General features: G+C 29.9%; 16 protein-coding genes. 9 read left to right on the top strand and 7 right to left on the bottom strand.

Annotation, left to right across the window (positions count from 1 at the left end):
- Positions 1-9 precede the first annotated feature (9 nt).
- Entirely contained in the window at positions 10-921 is a 912-nt protein-coding gene (locus tag GQS58_RS12415) for an alpha/beta hydrolase (protein ID WP_166386351.1), read from the top strand.
- A gap of 288 nt (positions 922-1,209) precedes the next feature.
- On the top strand, positions 1,210-2,568 hold the full coding sequence (gene mqo, locus GQS58_RS12410; protein ID WP_166386349.1) for a malate dehydrogenase (quinone): 1,359 nt from the start codon (positions 1,210-1,212) through the stop codon (positions 2,566-2,568).
- A gap of 10 nt (positions 2,569-2,578) precedes the next feature.
- On the opposite strand, the gene GQS58_RS12405 is transcribed toward mqo, so the two are convergent.
- From GQS58_RS12405 to GQS58_RS12385, 5 genes are all read right to left on the bottom strand, one after another.
- Positions 2,579-3,715: a lycopene cyclase family protein gene (locus GQS58_RS12405; RefSeq protein WP_166386347.1), complete on the bottom strand. Its 1,137-nt coding sequence runs from the start codon at positions 3,713-3,715 to the stop codon at positions 2,579-2,581.
- 79 nt (positions 3,716-3,794) lie between these two features.
- Complete coding sequence (locus tag GQS58_RS12400; protein ID WP_166386344.1) at positions 3,795-4,244, bottom strand: sterol desaturase family protein; 450 nt, start codon at positions 4,242-4,244, stop codon at positions 3,795-3,797.
- Positions 4,244-5,086 (bottom strand): phytoene/squalene synthase family protein, encoded by an 843-nt coding sequence (locus tag GQS58_RS12395; RefSeq protein ID WP_166386342.1) that lies wholly within the window; start codon positions 5,084-5,086, stop codon positions 4,244-4,246. The genes GQS58_RS12400 and GQS58_RS12395 overlap by 1 nt, the downstream gene beginning before the upstream one ends.
- A gap of 2 nt (positions 5,087-5,088) precedes the next feature.
- Positions 5,089-6,555, bottom strand: coding sequence for a phytoene desaturase family protein (locus GQS58_RS12390; protein ID WP_166386340.1), 1,467 nt, complete (start codon positions 6,553-6,555; stop codon positions 5,089-5,091).
- A gap of 58 nt (positions 6,556-6,613) precedes the next feature.
- The gene (locus GQS58_RS12385; RefSeq protein WP_166386338.1) at positions 6,614-7,507 is read right to left on the bottom strand and encodes a MerR family transcriptional regulator; all 894 of its coding nucleotides are present in this window, start codon (positions 7,505-7,507) and stop codon (positions 6,614-6,616) included.
- 119 nt (positions 7,508-7,626) lie between these two features.
- On the opposite strand from GQS58_RS12385, the gene GQS58_RS12380 reads away from it, so the two are divergent.
- From GQS58_RS12380 to GQS58_RS12370, 3 genes are read left to right on the top strand one after another with little or no spacing between them, the layout of a single operon-like run.
- Positions 7,627-8,121: an RNA polymerase sigma factor gene (locus GQS58_RS12380; protein ID WP_166386336.1), complete on the top strand. Its 495-nt coding sequence runs from the start codon at positions 7,627-7,629 to the stop codon at positions 8,119-8,121.
- A gap of 4 nt (positions 8,122-8,125) precedes the next feature.
- The gene (locus GQS58_RS12375) at positions 8,126-8,740 is read left to right on the top strand and encodes a hypothetical protein (RefSeq protein ID WP_166386334.1); all 615 of its coding nucleotides are present in this window, start codon (positions 8,126-8,128) and stop codon (positions 8,738-8,740) included.
- An 8-nt stretch (positions 8,741-8,748) separates the two neighbouring features.
- A complete protein-coding gene (locus GQS58_RS12370; RefSeq protein ID WP_166386331.1) occupies positions 8,749-9,231 on the top strand; it encodes a hypothetical protein in 483 nt (160 codons plus the stop codon).
- On the opposite strand, the gene GQS58_RS12365 is transcribed toward GQS58_RS12370, so the two are convergent.
- A complete protein-coding gene (locus GQS58_RS12365) occupies positions 9,228-10,247 on the bottom strand; it encodes a threonine aldolase family protein (protein ID WP_166386329.1) in 1,020 nt (339 codons plus the stop codon). The two genes, GQS58_RS12370 and GQS58_RS12365, sit on opposite strands and share 4 nt — an antisense overlap.
- Before the next feature lie 89 nt (positions 10,248-10,336).
- Between GQS58_RS12365 and prfB the strand changes: the two genes are divergently transcribed.
- The 3 genes from prfB to GQS58_RS12350 all read left to right on the top strand — a co-directional run bounded on the left by prfB (position 10,337) and on the right by GQS58_RS12350 (position 14,504).
- Entirely contained in the window at positions 10,337-11,431 is a 1,095-nt protein-coding gene (prfB, locus tag GQS58_RS12360) for a peptide chain release factor 2 (RefSeq protein ID WP_166386327.1), read from the top strand.
- Positions 11,432-11,555: 124 nt separating this feature from the next.
- A complete protein-coding gene (arsC, locus tag GQS58_RS12355; RefSeq protein ID WP_166386325.1) occupies positions 11,556-11,897 on the top strand; it encodes an arsenate reductase (glutaredoxin) in 342 nt (113 codons plus the stop codon).
- A gap of 144 nt (positions 11,898-12,041) precedes the next feature.
- A complete protein-coding gene (locus GQS58_RS12350; protein ID WP_166386323.1) occupies positions 12,042-14,504 on the top strand; it encodes a TonB-dependent receptor domain-containing protein in 2,463 nt (820 codons plus the stop codon).
- 430 nt (positions 14,505-14,934) lie between these two features.
- Here GQS58_RS12350 and GQS58_RS12345 read toward each other — a convergent pair whose 3' ends face one another.
- Positions 14,935-15,108 carry a hypothetical protein gene (locus tag GQS58_RS12345; protein ID WP_165733463.1) on the bottom strand — a complete coding sequence of 58 codons (174 nt, stop codon included), beginning with the start codon at positions 15,106-15,108 and terminating at the stop codon, positions 14,935-14,937.
- Between the two features lie 160 nt (positions 15,109-15,268).
- Here GQS58_RS12345 and fumC point away from each other — a divergent pair, with 160 nt between their 5' ends.
- Positions 15,269-16,666, top strand: a complete 1,398-nt coding sequence (gene fumC / locus GQS58_RS12340) for a class II fumarate hydratase (protein WP_166386321.1) — start codon at positions 15,269-15,271, stop codon at positions 16,664-16,666.
- Positions 16,667-16,725: the final 59 nt, after the last annotated feature.

The raw sequence follows: 16,725 nt of genomic DNA, 5'->3' as shown, positions 1-16,725 counted from the left end.
AACACATTTATGAAACTAAGACTAATTTTTTTCTTTATGGCTATATCCTTTGTTAAATTACAAGCACAAAATGAAGTTATCTCTCTTTGGACAACCATACCAAATAGCATAAAAACCAGCGAAGAGGAAGTTATAGAAAATGGAGATATTGTTAAAATATCAAAAGTTAAAAAACCAACATTAGAAATTTACACTCCATCAAAACGAAGTGCAACGGACAAAGCTGTAATTATATGTCCGGGTGGTGGTTATACCATGTTAGCCTATGATTGGGAAGGCACTGAAATTGCAAAATGGTTTAATAGCAAAGGAATTACTGCTTTTGTTCTAAAATATAGATTACCAAATTCTAAATCTCTAAAAACAACCAATGAAGCACCTTTACAAGATGCTCAAAGAGCTATTAGATGGGTTCGTTTTAATGCTGATAAATTAGGTGTTAATCCAAATAAAATAGGTGTAATTGGTTTTTCTGCTGGCGGACATTTAGCTGCTACTTTAGGAACTCAGTTTAATACTAAAAATAATTTTAAAGAAGAACCTATAGATACCATTTCTGCAAGACCCGATTTTATGGCTTTAATTTACCCTGTAATTACTATGCAGAATGATTATACACACAAAGGTTCTAGAAATCAATTGATAGGTAAAAAGCCTTCACAAGAATTAATAGAAAAATACTCTAATGAATTACAAGTTACAGAAAAAACACCTCCTACTTTTTTAGTACACTCCTCAAATGATGATGTAGTACCTGTAGAAAATAGTTTGCAGTTTTACAAAGCACTAAATGATAAAAAAATAAAAGTAGAAATGCATATTTACCCGTATGGTGGTCACGGTTTTTCTTTAGCTATACATCAAGAGGGATATTTACATACTTGGATAGACCGATTAGATGACTGGTTGAAAATACTTTAACTTAAATTGGTTGTATTTTACGCTATCACTATTTGCAAAAAACCACTTACTTTTAATAATGAGATCTCTTATTTATTTAATATAATTTAGAAGGAAATTGAGTCTTTATTCTTTAAAAATGGATGATACAATACCCCTCTTTTATATCTTCATTTTTAAATAATTTTATATGAGCTATTTATTTACATATTATATAATTTAAGGGTAAAATAATTACTAAAATCTCAACAAAAATCGGTTTTAAATGGCTCAAAAAACAAGTATCTTTGTGCTCTTAAATTTATAAAAATGCCAAAAATTTCATCAGTAAAACATTCCGAATTTGTACTTATTGGAGGCGGTATTATGTCTGCAACATTAGCCATCTTACTTTTTGAAAAATTTCCTGGAAAGAAAATAACCATTATAGAAAAGTTACCTACAATAGCTCAAGAAAGTTCTGAAGCTTGGAACAATGCAGGAACCGGACATGCAGGAAATTGTGAATTGAATTATACTCCAGAAAAAAAAGGTACTGTAGATATTACAAAAGCAGTCAATATTTCGGAGCAATTTACAGAAACCTATAATTTTTGGAAAGATTGTGAAGAAAAAGGATACATCAACAATTTATCAAAATGTATAAGTGAAGTTCCGCATTTAAGCTTTGTTAAAGGAAAAAAAGATGTTGATTTTTTAGAAAAACGTTACAACGTTATAAAAGATAACCCGCAGTTTAAGGGGATGCTTTTCTCTAAAGATAAAGAACAAGTAAAAAACTGGCTACCTTTAATGATGGAAGGAAGAGCTGATAAAGAAGAAGTTGCTGCTACCTTTTTTGAAAAAGGATATGATGTTAATTTTGGAGAAATAGCAGAACAAATTTTTCGTTATTTAAAAAAACAAGATAACGTAGAGTTATTAAATCATAGTAGTGTGTCTAATATTCAAAAGTCTAAAAGAGGCAATTGGGTAGTAACTATAAAAGGGCAAAACATTGGTAAAAATTGGATGATAGCTTCTAATTACCTTTTTATTGGTGCTGGTGGCGGTACATTGCCTTTGCTAGAAAAAGCAAATATTAAAGAAGCAAAAGGATATGGAGGTTTTCCTATAAGTGGTCTTTGGTTACGTTGTACCAACCCAGAAATTATAGAAAGACATAATGCAAAAGCTTACGGAAAAGCAGGTCGTGGTGCACCACCAATGTCTGTACCTCACATGGATTCTAGAATGATTAACGGTAGAAAAGAATTGTTATTTGGCCCTTTTGCAGGCTTTACAACTAAATTCTTAAAACATGGTTCTATGTTTGATTTACCTAGATCTGTAGAATTTGATAATATTATGAGCTTATTAGGTGCAGGTTACCAAAACCTACCGCTAGTAAAATATTTAATACAACAAGTAAGATTATCGTTTAAAGACAGAATGGATGAATTAAGAGCTTTTTATCCTGAAGCAAACAATGATGATTGGAAAACTGTAATTGCAGGACAACGTGTTCAAATTATAAAACGGAACAAGAAAGGATTTGGTAAATTAGAATTTGGAACAGAAATTATAATTTCTGAAGATAAAAAAATTGCTGCTCTTTTAGGTGCATCGCCAGGAGCATCTACTTCTTACTCTGTAATGAAAGAAGTATTTAATAAAAGTTTTAAATAGCGGTTTGAAATTATAAAATTCTATTAAAAAGAGCGATTATAAAGTCTTTTGGAGGCATTTTAAGTATCACTTGTAAATCTTCATACACAGAAGTTTCTTCATCTAAAAATTTCAATATTTTTTTAGGTGAAGAACGTTTAAATAAATTTGAAAAAAGAAAAGACCCTAAGTGGTTTTTTTTACTTAAAATATCTAATAACAATAAATCATAAAACCAAAATTTATTTATTTTATGAAATTTAAGTAAGGGTTTATTCTGTTTTAAATGATTGGTTAACTCAATTGTTTTTTTATTGATATTTTTAAAAGTAAAACCAGTACTTGCTTTAGACCAACCACCTGCAGTACCAATATGAATAATATTTTTAGAATTTTTATTCCAAAACTTATAGCACGTCATTGGTATCAAACCCTGTTCTTTTTCAATAATTTTATAATTGGTAATATTTTTACTCTCTAAGTAACTTTCTATCTCCTCTTTATAAATATTGTATGCCAATAAGTCTTTTGAAAATAATGTATATTCAAACAAAGCTTCTCTTTTACTGTAAGGAAGTATATACATAAAACGCGTATTTCCTTTTTGTGCCACTGTAAAATCCATAAAAGTGGCTGCACTATCATCAAAAGAATCTTCTTGTGTTTGTATAAAAAAACCAACAAAATGCTGTCTTAAAACAGGATATTTAGTCTGTTTTTTATAAGCATCACTCAAAATACTATTAAGAACTGTTGCTGTTTTTAAAACTTTATTTTCTGTAATTACTTCTGCTTCGGACGAATGTTGATTCATACTAATTACATTTTCTTCAAGAAAAGAAATGTTTGCTTTCGACGCTATTTGATTCCATATTTTTTTATAAAAATCTTTACTTCTAATCATTTTATATTGATAAGGAGTAATACATTCTACACTGCTATAAATAGCACTCTTAAATACAATTTTTTTCCAAGAAGCTGTTAAAATAGCATTCCACTCGCCATCTTCTTCTTCCCAATAACACCAAGTTTTATCGTTAACTTGCTTTTTAACTTTATCTATAATTAATATAGACTTATCATCAAAAAAAGAATCTTTAGACATTCTGTAAGCCATCATTAGGCCAGACGCTCCCCCACCAACAATTATGTAGTCGTAGTAATTCAAAATAGATATACAGTAGTGTGTTTAGTAATAAGTGATATAATTTCAGGAAATTAGTTTAAATTCAATACGTTCTAAACCCTTAAAGTTTTGGTTTTTTAAAATATTTAAACGGTACAAATAACATTCCAAAGCACTCTCCTTCTTCTTTTCCTAAATGCTTATGATGCATTTTATGAGCTTTTCTCAAACCTCTTAAGTAACGATTATTGGTATGTTTAAACCATTTAAAACGTTGATGAATTAAAACATCATGCACTAAAAAGTAAGCAACTCCGTAAAGTAAAATTCCAAGTCCTATAAAAAACAAGAACGTAAATTCTGTATACGTACCAAAATAAAAAAGCAATATACTTGGCATTGCAAAAACGATAAAATAAGCATCGTTTTTCTCAAAAATTCCTTGGTATTTTGGCTGATGATGATCTGCATGCAAATACCAACCAAAACCATGCATTACAAATTTGTGTGTAAACCAAGAAACACATTCCATAAAAAGAAAAACACCTAAAGTAATTAGAACAAAGACCATTAAATAATATTTAATTTATATTTTACGTAACTTCTAGCTAACAAATTTATTTTCATCGGATTTGATATACGAATTCTAGTATCCATAATTTTTTCTGATGGAACTTCTTTTAATTTTTTAAGCAATCTTTTATAATATCGATATGCCATATAAACACCAAACTTCGCTTCAACAGGCAATTTAAGAATTCCGTTTTGATAAGCAAATTCAAAATCTGCTTCAATTTCATCAATAATCAACTGTTTAGAAGATGCATTTAATTCACCTAAATTTATATTCGGAAAATAAGAGCGATTCAACACTTCAAAATCATCTTTTAAATCACGTAAAAAATTCACTTTCTGAAAAGCAGACCCTAAACTCATAGCAGCATCCTTTAGTTCATCAAATCTTTTATCGTCACCATCAACAAAAACCTTTAAACACATTAATCCAACAACATCTGCAGAACCATAAATATACGCATCATATTCCTCTTTCGTTTGATATTCTGTTTTAAATAAGTCTGCTTTCATACTTTTTAAAAAGGCTTGCACCATTTTGTCTGGTATTTTGTATTTATGAACCGTTTGATGAAAAGAATTTAAAATAGGGTTTAGACTAATACCAAGCTCTTTTGCTAGATAATAATCTTTTTCAAAATGATCCATTAAAAGCTCCTTATCATAATCATGAAAAGAATCTACAATTTCATCTGCAAAACGCACAAAACCATAAATATTATAAATATCTGTTCTAATTTTTGGAGACAACATATTTACAGCTAAAGAAAAAGAAGTGCTGTATTTTTTGGTAACCAATTTACTGCACTCACTAGAAACGCTGTCAAATAATTCTTTCATAATTACAGTTGTTTTTTAAATATTAATTCTGATGCAATTTTTCCTGATATTAAAGCAGGAGGAACTCCAGGACCAGGAACTGTTAACTGCCCAGTAAAATACAAATTTTTTATTTTACTACTTTTAATTTTTGGTCTTAAAAAAGCAGTTTGTAAAAGTGTATTTGCCATTCCGTATGCATTTCCTTTGTAAGAGTTGTATTCACTTTTAAAATCATTTACACAAAAAGACTTTTTAAACAACACATGTTTTTTTACTTCTTGACCTGTTAACTTCTCAAACCGATCCATAATTTTATGAAAATATTCTTCTCTCAATTCTTCTGTATCTTCTATTCCTGGAGCTAACGGAATTAAGAAAAAACCAGCTTCTTTACCCTCTGGTGCAGATGTTTTATCTGTAATAGATGTAAAATTCGCATAAAAAAGAGGATCTGTTGGCCATTGCGGATTGTCATAAATTTCTTTTGCATGCGCATCAAAATCGGTGTCAAAAAACAGCGTATGATGACTTACATTTTTTATTTTTTTATCAAAACCAACATAAAACAATAAAGAAGATGGAGCAAAAGTTTTTTTCTGCCAATAACTCTCTGAATATTGTCTTACATTTTTATCTAACAAAGTTTCTGTATGGTGATAATCTGCTCCACTTAAAACTAAATCGGTTTTAATTTCTTTTCCGTTTACCAATAAACCGGTTACATTTTTATTTGCATCAGTTATAATTTTTTCAACATTTGCACTTGTTTGAAACGTTACCCCTAAACTTTTAGCTAAAGATACCATACCTTCTATAACGGTATACATCCCTCTTCTTGGATGCCAGGTTCCGAGTCCGAAATCTGCATAATTCATAAAATTATAAAATGCAGGAGTGTTATTTGGTTTTGCACCTAAAAACAATACCGGAAATTCTAAAATCTTAATTAATTTTTCACTTTTTATATCTTTTCTAACTTGTTTTCTTATGGTTGAAAAAAACTGAGAAACTCTTGCAATAGTTGTTGTATTTACCAATTCTAAAGGAGAAACTCCTGGTTGATATACCAAATCTTTTATAGCTGTATCATAATTAGATTTTGCTGAATCTAAAAAAGTTTTTAAATGCTTGGCACTTCCTTTTTCTTCATCTTCAAAAAGTTTATAAATATCTTTTAATTCACTTGCTATTTTAACAGATGAATTTTCTCCAAAATAAACTTCATAACCAGGATTTAATTTATCTAACGTATAATAATCGGATGGTTTTTTACCAAAATCAGCAAAAAAACGCTCAAAAACATCTGGCATCCAGTACCAAGACGGACCAATATCAAAAGTAAAACCATCTTTTTTGTACTGTCTTGCTCTACCTCCTAAACTATCATTTTTTTCTAAAACAATAACTTCATACCCTGCTTTTGCTAGATAGCAAGAAGCAGATAAAGCAGAAAAGCCTGATCCTATTATATAAATTTTCTTATTCATTTTTAATTTTGTTTAACAAATATACAATTTTATTAAACATAAAATTGAAAATATCAAATTACATTATTTTTAAAAAATCGGTTATAACATCATATAACTCAATTCTTGGACTTAAATCTAAGTGTTTTACGAGGTTCACTTTTTGACCAATTGCTATAAACGTTTTATCTGAATTACGTATCATAGCATCTATATCTTTAAAATAATCTTCTATTTTATCGTCATAAGGCTTTATTGTTAAAGAGGTAATAAAACAAATTTCATTGTTACTCTCTAAAAAATAATCCAAATTATCTAAAGGCAAACTTTGGCCTAAATATACGGTATGAAACCCTCTTAAAACAAGTTCGTAATTTAAATATAAAAGTCCTATTTCATGAATTTCATTTTCTGGTAAAAACAACACAAATGTTTTACTTGTATTAGAAATATTAAACTGTAGTTCTTCTGTATTTATAAGAATTTTCTGTACTATTAAATTAGAAATAAAATGCTCATGTGCTGGTTTTAAAGTGTCTGTTTGCCACAATAAACCTACATCATTTAAAAAAGGAATAAACACTTCTTTAAAAATTTCTTGGAAAGTTTTTTCTTCTAAAAGCTTATGATAAACAGTATTAAACAAGAGTTTATCAAACTGAAACATCGATAGTTTTAGAGCATTAATAGATTCATCTTTTAAAGATTTTCCAAAAGCTAATGCTCTAGTTTGCAAAATTAGTTCTTCATCAGACATTTTTGCAATCTTAGAAATCTTAAAATCATTATTATTTAGTAAAACAATATTTAAAAGTTTCTGTAAATTTTCATTAGAATAAAAACGAATATTAGTTTCGGTTCTTTTAGGTTCTAAAAGATTATACCTCTTTTCCCAAATACGAATTGTATGTGCTTTTATCCCAGAAATATTTTCTAGGTCTTTAATAGTAAAATCTAATTTAATATTGTTCAATATATTTTATTTTTGGTTCAACAAAGTTAAAGAAAAAACAAAGAATAAAATATTTTTTATTTAAAATGTAACAATTTGTACTTTTCCACTACTAATAGATAACTAACTAATTTACACAAGTGCAAAAAGATTTAGAGAAAAACTTTTTATTGGACTTTGAAAAAAACCAGAATATTGCTCATAAAATTTGTAGAATTTATACTACAAACCAAAGTGCTCATAATGATTTATTTCAAGAGATAACCATTCAACTTTGGAAAAACTACCCAAAGTTTAGAGGAGATTCTAAATTTAGTACCTGGATGTATAGAGTAGCTTTAAATACAGCAATTTCGTTGTATAGAAAATCTACAAGAAGAGTTAAAACACAAGATATTAGTGATTTTGCTTATAAAATAAAAGCGACGGATTATGATGATACAGAAGAGGTACAATTAAAAGCCCTGTACCAAGCGATTCATCAATTGAATGATATTGACAAGGCGTTGATATTTTTATATCTTGAAGACAAACCTTACAAAGAAATTTCTGAAACATTAGGAATTTCATCTGTAAATGCAAGAGTAAAAATGAATAGAGCAAAAGAGAAATTAAAAAACATTTTAAAGCCATAACAGCATGGATTTATTAGATAAATATAAAAAAACGTGGGAAAATCAGCCAGAAGAAGGAAATAAATTTTCGTCTGTTGATATCTACAAAATGGCTAAATCTAAGTCATCATCTATTGTAAAATGGATCTTTATTATTGGTATTTTAGAATTTGTAATTTTAAATTCTATGTACTTTTTCTTAGATATGGAAGAAGCATATTTAGAATATGAAAAAATTGGATTAATGAATTTTGTTTATTATTCTCAAGTTTTAGCATATATAATTTTGTTCTATTTTTTAGTAATGTTCTACAAGAATTACAAAAGTATTTCTACCATTGATTCAACTAAAAAGTTGATGAAAAAAATTCTTAAAACTAGAAAAACAGTAAAAAACTACGTAATCTTTATCTTAGGTTATATGGCATTAATGATGATTATTGTTATGGTAGCAGAAATAAATTTTAAGTTTGAAGATTTAGAAACCAAGCAAATATTTTTAATAATTCTCTTAACGCTAGTCATTACTTTAGTAATATTAGGTGTATTGTGGCTCTTTTATCAATTGTTATATGGAATTTTACTAAAAAAATTAAACAGAAATTACAAAGAATTAGCTAAATTAGACGAACCTAATTAATTTTTACTATGAAAAAATATTTTCTATTCTTGTTTTTAAGCTGTTCGTTTACAATGATTTCTCAAGAAAATCGAGATTTTTGGGACAATGTACAGTTTGGTGGTGGTGTAAGCATGAGTTTTGGATCGCAAACCACCATTGGTATTTCTCCGAGTGCCATTTATAATTTTGACAATGGCTTTGCTTTAGGAACCGGTTTAACCTATATTTATAGTAAATACCAAGAACAAAAAACCAATGTTTATGGAGCGAGTATTATTTCTTTATACCAAATACCGAATATAGGCATTCAGCTTTCTGGAGAATTTGAACAATCTTTTGCAAATATTTCAGAAAATTCAATTAGCTCAACAAAAAGTTTTCCCGCCTTATATTTAGGTGCAGCTTATAATACTGGTCGTTTTGCTGTAGGTATAAGATATGATGTTTTATACGACAGCAGAAGCGTTTATGCCTCTGCTTTTTCACCAATAGTCCGATTTTACTTTTAGAAATTTTTTAATTCTTTTAAAAGAATTTCATGCATTTTGTCTGTATAATCTAAATGTGTAACAATCCTTATTCTTCCTTGTCCCATTGGTGTTAAAAGAATATTTTTTGCTTCCATTTTTTGAATAAAGTTCTCTGCTCCTATTTTTTCATCCACATAAAAAATTACAATATTGGTTTCTATCGGTTCTACTTTTGTAACATAAGAAATCGATTCTAAAACAACACCTATTTCTTTTGCCTTTTTATGATCTTCTGCCAATCTTTCTACATGATTGTCTAAAGCATAAATTCCTGCTGCGGCTAAAAAACCAACTTGTCTCATTGCACCACCCAATAATTTTCTAATGCGTAAAGCTTTTGCAATATGTGCTTTAGAACCTAATAAAATAGAACCAATCGGTGCTCCTAATCCTTTTGATAGACATATAGAAATTGTGTCAAATAACTCTCCATATTGTTTTGGTGTTTCATTTTTGGCAACCATTGCATTAAATAAACGAGCTCCGTCTAAATGAAAAGCTAACTTATTATCTTTAGATATTTTCTGTAATTTTTCTAATTCAGAAAAATCCCAACATGCTCCTCCACCTTTGTTTGTTGTATTTTCTATACAAACCAAACTTGCAAATGGTGTATGAATACCAAAACCTTCTGCAATAGCATCTTGCAATTGTGCAGCTGTAAACATACCTCTATTGCCGTCAATTAACTTACAGGTTACTCCAGAATTAAAGGCTGCTCCACCACCTTCGTAATTATAAACATGTGCATATTTATCACAGATTAATTTATCTCCTGGTTGGGTATGTAATTTTATTGCTGTTTGGTTTGCCATGGTTCCTGAAGGAAAAAATAAGGCATCTTCCATTCCAAACATTTCAGCAGCTTTTTCTTGTAAAGCATTGGTGGTTGGATCCATTTTAAAAACATCATCACCAACTTTTGCCTTCATCATTGCAGCTAACATTTCTTTTGACGGCTTGGTAACAGTATCGGAAATTAAGTCTATTATCATTCTTTATTCTAATTTTTGATAAATCTATAAAATAACTATCAACTTTTAAAACAAGAATTCTTAAAATTTCATTTATTTTTGTTGAACCTATGATTACACAAGAACAACTTAAAGATATTGCCGAAAGAATTGAAAAGTTAAAATCTTATTTAGAGATTGATAAAAAACTGATTGAAATAGCCAATGAAGAAGAGAAAACGGTAGATCCAGATTTTTGGAACAATCCTAAAGAAGCAGAAGTTTTTATGAAAGAACTTCGTTTAAAGAAAAAGTGGGTAGAAGATTATTATAAAACCATCACTTTAAATGAAGATGTAAATGTGTTATATGAATTTTACAAAGAAGGCGAAGTTGAAGAAGCAGAAGTTGTAGATCAATTTGAAAAAGCAAGTACATTTTTAGAAGATTTAGAGTTTAAAAATATGTTATCCGACGAAGGAGATGTATTGTCTGCTACCGTACAAATTAATGCAGGTGCAGGCGGAACAGAAAGTTGCGACTGGGTAGAAATGTTGTCTAGAATGTATACTATGTGGGCAGAAAAGCAAGGTTTTAAATTAAAGACACTTAATTATCAAGCTGGCGATGTGGTTGGTATTAAAACCATAACGATAGAAATAGAAGGAGATTATGCTTTTGGGTGGCTAAAAGGAGAAAACGGCGTGCACCGTTTGGTACGTATTTCACCTTTCGATTCTAACGGAAAACGTCACACAACCTTTGGGTCTGTCTATGTTTTCCCTGTTGCCGATGATTCTATAGAAATAGAAATTAATCCGGCAGATATAGAAATTGTAACCGCACGTTCTAGTGGTGCTGGCGGACAAAATGTAAACAAAGTAGAAACAAAAGTTCAGTTAACGCATAAGCCAACCGGAATTCAGATTTCTTGTTCCAACTCACGTTCTCAGCACGATAATAGAGCAACAGCATTAAAAATGCTAAAATCTCAGTTGTACGAAATTGAATTGCAAAAACAACAAGCAACAAGAGACGAGATTGAATCTGGAAAGCTAAAAACAGAATGGGGTAGCCAAATACGTAATTACGTAATGCACCCTTATAAATTGGTAAAAGATGTAAGAACGGGTCACGAAACAGGTAATGTAGACAATGTAATGAACGGAGATATAAATCCGTTTTTAAAATCTTATTTAATGTTAAACGGACAGAAAGATAGTTAGCAGTTAGCAGTTAGCAGTTAGCAGTTAGCAGTTAGCAAAAATAAAAAAGTTAGAAACAAGTATACTACAGACAAGTAAATTAAATACTAAACATTTTAACTTTGAAACTTTGAAACTTAAAAAAATGATAAAAATATACCACAATCCACGTTGTTCTAAATCTAGACAAGGCGTAGAAATTTTAGAAAACTCTAAAAAAGAATTTGAGATCGTAAAATATTTAGAAAACGTTCCAACAGAAAAAGAACTTACAGAAATCATTAAGTTGTTAGGCATCACTCCTATTCAATTAGTTAGAAAAACAGAAAAAATATGGAAAGAAAACTACAAAGGAAAAGAACTTTCAGATGCAGAAATAATTAATGCAATGGTAGAAAACCCTAAGTTAATAGAGCGTCCTATTGTAATAAACAATAACAAAGCCGTTATTGGTAGACCAACAGAAGCTATTCTAGACATTATTTAATATAATAGATCTCTACCTGCAAGGTTAAAAAAACCTTCATAAATAATGAGAAGCTCAAAAAAGCATTTAACGTTTCTTTAACTACTTCTATTTAAACTAAGCAAGAACTTTGCTGTCTTAATGGAATACCATTCAAAGATAGCTATGAAAAAAATTACACTCTTATTACTTTGCTTACTAACATCAACCTATTTATTGGCTCAAAAGCCAAATATTAAAACCATTTCCATAACAGGAAAAATTGTAGACGCCAATACCAATCAACCTTTAGAATATGCTACTGTAGTTTTAAAAAACACTAAAACGCAAGCCGTTTCTGGAGGAATTACAGATCAAACAGGTAGTTTTAATATTAAAAACCCAATAGGAACTTACCTAATAAGTGTTGAATTTATTTCTTTTAAGACCATTAAATTTCCGGTTCAAGAAATTTCGTCAAACAAAAATTTAGGCACTATTAAACTATATGAAGATGCTAGCAGTTTAGATGAAGTGGTTGTTATTGCAGAAAAATCTACGGTAGACATTCGTTTAGATAAAAAAATCTACAATGTAGGTAAAGACATGACGGTTAAAGGTGGTACAGCTTCAGATGTTTTAGACAATGTGCCTTCAGTAGACGTAGATCCCGAGGGTATTGTTAGTTTAAGAGGTAGTGAAAACGTACGTATCTTAATAGACGGAAAACCATCTGCTTTAGTTGGTTTAAGCGGTGCAGATGCATTAAAGCAATTGCCTTCAGATGCAATAGAAAGGGTAGAAGTTATTACGTCTCCTTCTGCAAGATATGATTCTGAAGGAACTGCAGGTATTTTAAATATTATTTTAAGAAAAGGAAAATCTTCTGGTTTTAATGGTTCTGTAAACGTAACCGCCGGTGATCCTAAAAATTACCAAGCAGGTGTAAATTTAAATTTACGTACAGAAAAAATAAATGTTTTTTCTAACATTGGTTACAATAATAGCAGAAACCCTGGGGTTTACAATTCTAATGTTACTTATTTAACAAACAAATCTATAGATAGTGTAAGAATAGAAAATAGAGATAATGAGAGACTTAGAAATGGTTTTAATGCTAATTTTGGTTTAGAGTATTTTTTAAATGAAGAGAGTTCTATTACAGGTACCATTTTTGTAAGAGATTCTAAAAACGATAATATTTCTACAAATAACATTAATTCTTTTGATTCTAGTGATAATGATTTATACAATTCTTTGCGTATACAAGATGAATCAGAAAAAGATCAAACACTACAATTCTCTTTAAATTACACAAATAATTTAGACGATAAAGGTCAGAAATTGACTGTAGATTTACAACACAGTGCTAGTTCCGAAAATGAATTTGCAATAATTACAGATACAAACCCAGAAACAAATACAACAGGAGAGCTTTCCGTAGACAATCTTGTACAAGCAGATTATGTGTTGCCTATTGGAGAAAACTCACAATTTGAAGCAGGTTACCGTGGAAGTTTTCAAGACTTAACATCAGATTATTTAGTCGTTGCTCCAAACTTAGACCCAGCATATAACCCTTCTAATAACTTAGAATTTACCCAAAATGTAAATGCATTTTACACACAATTTGGTAGCAAAATTAACAAGTTTTCTTATTTATTTGGTCTAAGAACAGAAATTACAAACATTGATATTCATTTAAATAATACCAATGAAAATTATAACAAAAATTACACAGATTTTTTTCCAACCGTAAATTTTGGCTATGAATTAAACGACGATCAAAGTTTTACCTTAGGCTATAGTAAAAGGTTAAGAAGACCAAATTCTTGGTACCTAAACCCATTTGAAAGTAGAGAAAGTGAAGTTATATTCTCTAAAGGAAATGTAAACTTAGACCCAACCTACACCAACTCTTTCGATTTAGGTTACTTAAATACTTGGGGTAAATTAACTTTAAACTCCTCTATTTATTACCAACATTCTACAAACAATATTACACGAGTTAACAGTCAGGATGTTAGATTTGTAAACGGTAAAGAAACCAATGTAATTATTAGACAACCTATTAATTTAGCGTCAGAAGACAGATCTGGTTTTGAATTTACAGCAAATTACAATGCTAGTAGAAAAGTACGTTTTTCTGGTAGCTTTAACTACTATCAATTCGAAACAGAAGGAGAATACACTTACAACGTTACAGACCCAAGTAATGGCAACCTAACACCAATTACTCAAAATTTTGATACAAAAAACGACTCTTGGTTCACACGTTTCGATGCTAAAATTACACTTCCTTGGGATATTCAATCGCAAACAAGAATTTTCTATTATGGTCCAAAAAACGATGCACAAAGCGAACGAAAAGGTATTTTATCTACAAATTTAGCCTTTAGTAAAGATATTTTAAAAGACAAAGGAACTTTGGTACTTAATGTTAGTGATCTTTTTAACTCTAGAAAATATCAAGTTTTAGGCTATGCGCCAAGTAGAGAAAACCCAACTAATATTACAGACCAAACGTTTCAGAGAAGAATGCGTCAGGTATCTTTAACTTTTACGTACAGGTTTAACCAGAGTAAAAACCAAAAAGACAGAAAATCTGGTGGAAATGGAAATGATAATGGTGGCGGAGAAGAATTTTAATTTTTTTTAGACACGGGCGTTCGAGCGGGCTTTCCTCACTCGCTTTTTTTCTAAAAAAAGAAAAAAGAGCTCAAACAATTGCTTCAATCCCTAACGCGGGCATATTTGCTAATTAGTTGTTTTATAGAACAAGTTTTTGCAAATTTGCCCGCGTTAGGGATTGTAGTGAAAAACCGAGGACTTGTAACAGAAAGCCCGACCCTTGTGGTAACGCCAAAAAAATAAAAATAATGGATTAAATTCGTTTCTTATTCTTTACTCTTTAAATAAAAACAGAACCATAACTAGGGCTATGATTACATTTTACATTTCATACTAAGAAAAAACAATTCAAATTTATTATCAATCCTTTTAAAATTTATTTGGTATAACGCAAAAAAACTCGTTCAAATAAATGAACGAGTTTTATTTATGATATGTTTTTAAAAGACTACTTACCTTCAGCAGCTTTTTTAGCTTCTTTTTTTAATTTCATGTTTTCCCAGATAGTTCCACCAATCCAGTAAGGAACTACAAATGTTAATAAGAATATTAACAACCAAAAACCAGCTGTAAAAATAAACATGAATAAAACCAATCCTGAAAATTCTGAAAAATCTAACATTTGTATCTTTTGTGAAATTATTACTGCAAAAATAATACTTATTTTCAAAAAACACGCATCAAAAAAATATTTTTTTTAGTTATCTAAAAATGACAATTATCAACTTTATGTAAACATAGTTTTTTGTAAATTTGTTATATCTAAAATTTACATTATAATTATGAAATATAGAATCGAAAAAGACACTATGGGGAACGTAGAAGTTCCTGCAAACAAGTATTGGGGTGCACAAACAGAACGCTCTAGAAACAACTTTAAAATTGGTGCAGCAGCTTCTATGCCATTAGAAATTGTTTATGGTTTTGCATATCTTAAAAAAGCAGCTGCATACACAAATGCAGAATTAGGTGTTTTAACAGAAGAAAAAAGAGATTTAATTGCACAAGTATGTGATGAAATTTTAGAAGGAAAGTTAGATGATCAGTTTCCTTTAGTTATTTGGCAAACAGGTTCTGGTACACAATCTAACATGAATGTGAATGAAGTAATTGCTAACAGAGCGCAAGAAATTGCAGGAAAAGTAATTGGTGAAGGCGAAAAAGTAATTCAGCCAAATGATGATGTAAACAAATCGCAATCATCTAACGATACATTTCCTACAGGTATGCATATTGCTGCTTACAAAAAAATTATAGAAACGACAATTCCTGGAATTACACAATTAAGAGATACTTTAAAAGCAAAAACAGACGCTTTTAAAGATGTTGTAAAAATTGGTAGAACACATTTAATGGATGCTACTCCACTTACTTTAGGTCAAGAATTTTCTGGTTACGTTGCACAATTAAACTTCGGTTTAAAGGCGTTAAATAATACATTAGAACATTTATCTCAATTAGCTTTAGGTGGTACAGCTGTTGGTACAGGATTAAATACACCTGCAGGTTATGATGTTTTGGTTGCAAAATATATTGCACAATTTACAGGAATGCCTTTTATTACTGCAGAAAACAAATATGAAGCTTTAGCAGCCCATGATGCTTTAGTAGAAACACATGGAGCTTTAAAGCAAATTGCAGTTTCTTTAAATAAAATTGCAAACGATATTAGAATGATGGCTTCTGGACCAAGATCTGGTATTGGAGAAATTATTATTCCTGCTAACGAGCCAGGTTCTTCTATTATGCCTGGTAAAGTAAACCCTACGCAATGTGAAGCTATGACAATGGTTGCTGCGCAAGTTATAGGTAATGATGTTGCCGTTACTTTTGGTGGTGCACAAGGACATTATGAATTAAATGTTTTTAAACCCGTAATGGCTGCAAATGTTTTACAGTCTGCACAATTAATTGGTGATGTTTGTAAATCTTTTGATGAGCATTGTGCTGCAGGAATAGAACCTAACCATGCAAGAATTACAGAATTAGTAAATAACTCTTTAATGTTAGTTACTGCTTTAAATACTAAAATTGGATATTATAAATCTGCTGAAATTGCAAATACCGCACATGCAAACGGAACTACTTTAAAAGAAGAAGCAGTTCGTTTAGGCTATGTAACTCCAGAACAATATGACGAATGGGTAAAACCTGAAGAAATGACTGGTGGTTTAAAATAAAAATATTAATTTTACATTCTATAAAAGCTGCATACCTAATGCAGCTTTTTTTGGCTAAA

The sequence above is a fragment of the Polaribacter sp. 11A2H genome (assembly GCF_011379025.1).
Taxonomy (GTDB): domain Bacteria; phylum Bacteroidota; class Bacteroidia; order Flavobacteriales; family Flavobacteriaceae; genus Polaribacter.
This window is presented reverse-complemented; position numbering and strand designations above follow the sequence as displayed.

Excerpts from the sequence above, each read along its gene's own strand:
- GQS58_RS12365 (WP_166386329.1), bottom strand. The coding sequence starts at position 10,247 with ATGATAATAGACTTAATTTCCGATACTGTTACCAAGCCGTCAAAAGAA.
- prfB (WP_166386327.1), top strand. The coding sequence starts at position 10,337 with ATGATTACACAAGAACAACTTAAAGATATTGCCGAAAGAATTGAAAAG.
- GQS58_RS12390 (WP_166386340.1), bottom strand. The coding sequence starts at position 6,555 with ATGAATAAGAAAATTTATATAATAGGATCAGGCTTTTCTGCTTTATCT.
- GQS58_RS12345 (WP_165733463.1), bottom strand. The coding sequence starts at position 15,108 with ATGTTAGATTTTTCAGAATTTTCAGGATTGGTTTTATTCATGTTTATT.
- GQS58_RS12370 (WP_166386331.1), top strand. The coding sequence starts at position 8,749 with ATGAAAAAATATTTTCTATTCTTGTTTTTAAGCTGTTCGTTTACAATG.
- fumC (WP_166386321.1), top strand. The coding sequence starts at position 15,269 with ATGAAATATAGAATCGAAAAAGACACTATGGGGAACGTAGAAGTTCCT.
- GQS58_RS12350 (WP_166386323.1), top strand. The coding sequence starts at position 12,042 with ATGAAAAAAATTACACTCTTATTACTTTGCTTACTAACATCAACCTAT.
- GQS58_RS12375 (WP_166386334.1), top strand. The coding sequence starts at position 8,126 with ATGGATTTATTAGATAAATATAAAAAAACGTGGGAAAATCAGCCAGAA.
- GQS58_RS12400 (WP_166386344.1), bottom strand. The coding sequence starts at position 4,244 with ATGGTCTTTGTTCTAATTACTTTAGGTGTTTTTCTTTTTATGGAATGT.
- mqo (WP_166386349.1), top strand. The coding sequence starts at position 1,210 with ATGCCAAAAATTTCATCAGTAAAACATTCCGAATTTGTACTTATTGGA.
- GQS58_RS12395 (WP_166386342.1), bottom strand. The coding sequence starts at position 5,086 with ATGAAAGAATTATTTGACAGCGTTTCTAGTGAGTGCAGTAAATTGGTT.
- arsC (WP_166386325.1), top strand. The coding sequence starts at position 11,556 with ATGATAAAAATATACCACAATCCACGTTGTTCTAAATCTAGACAAGGC.
- GQS58_RS12415 (WP_166386351.1), top strand. The coding sequence starts at position 10 with ATGAAACTAAGACTAATTTTTTTCTTTATGGCTATATCCTTTGTTAAA.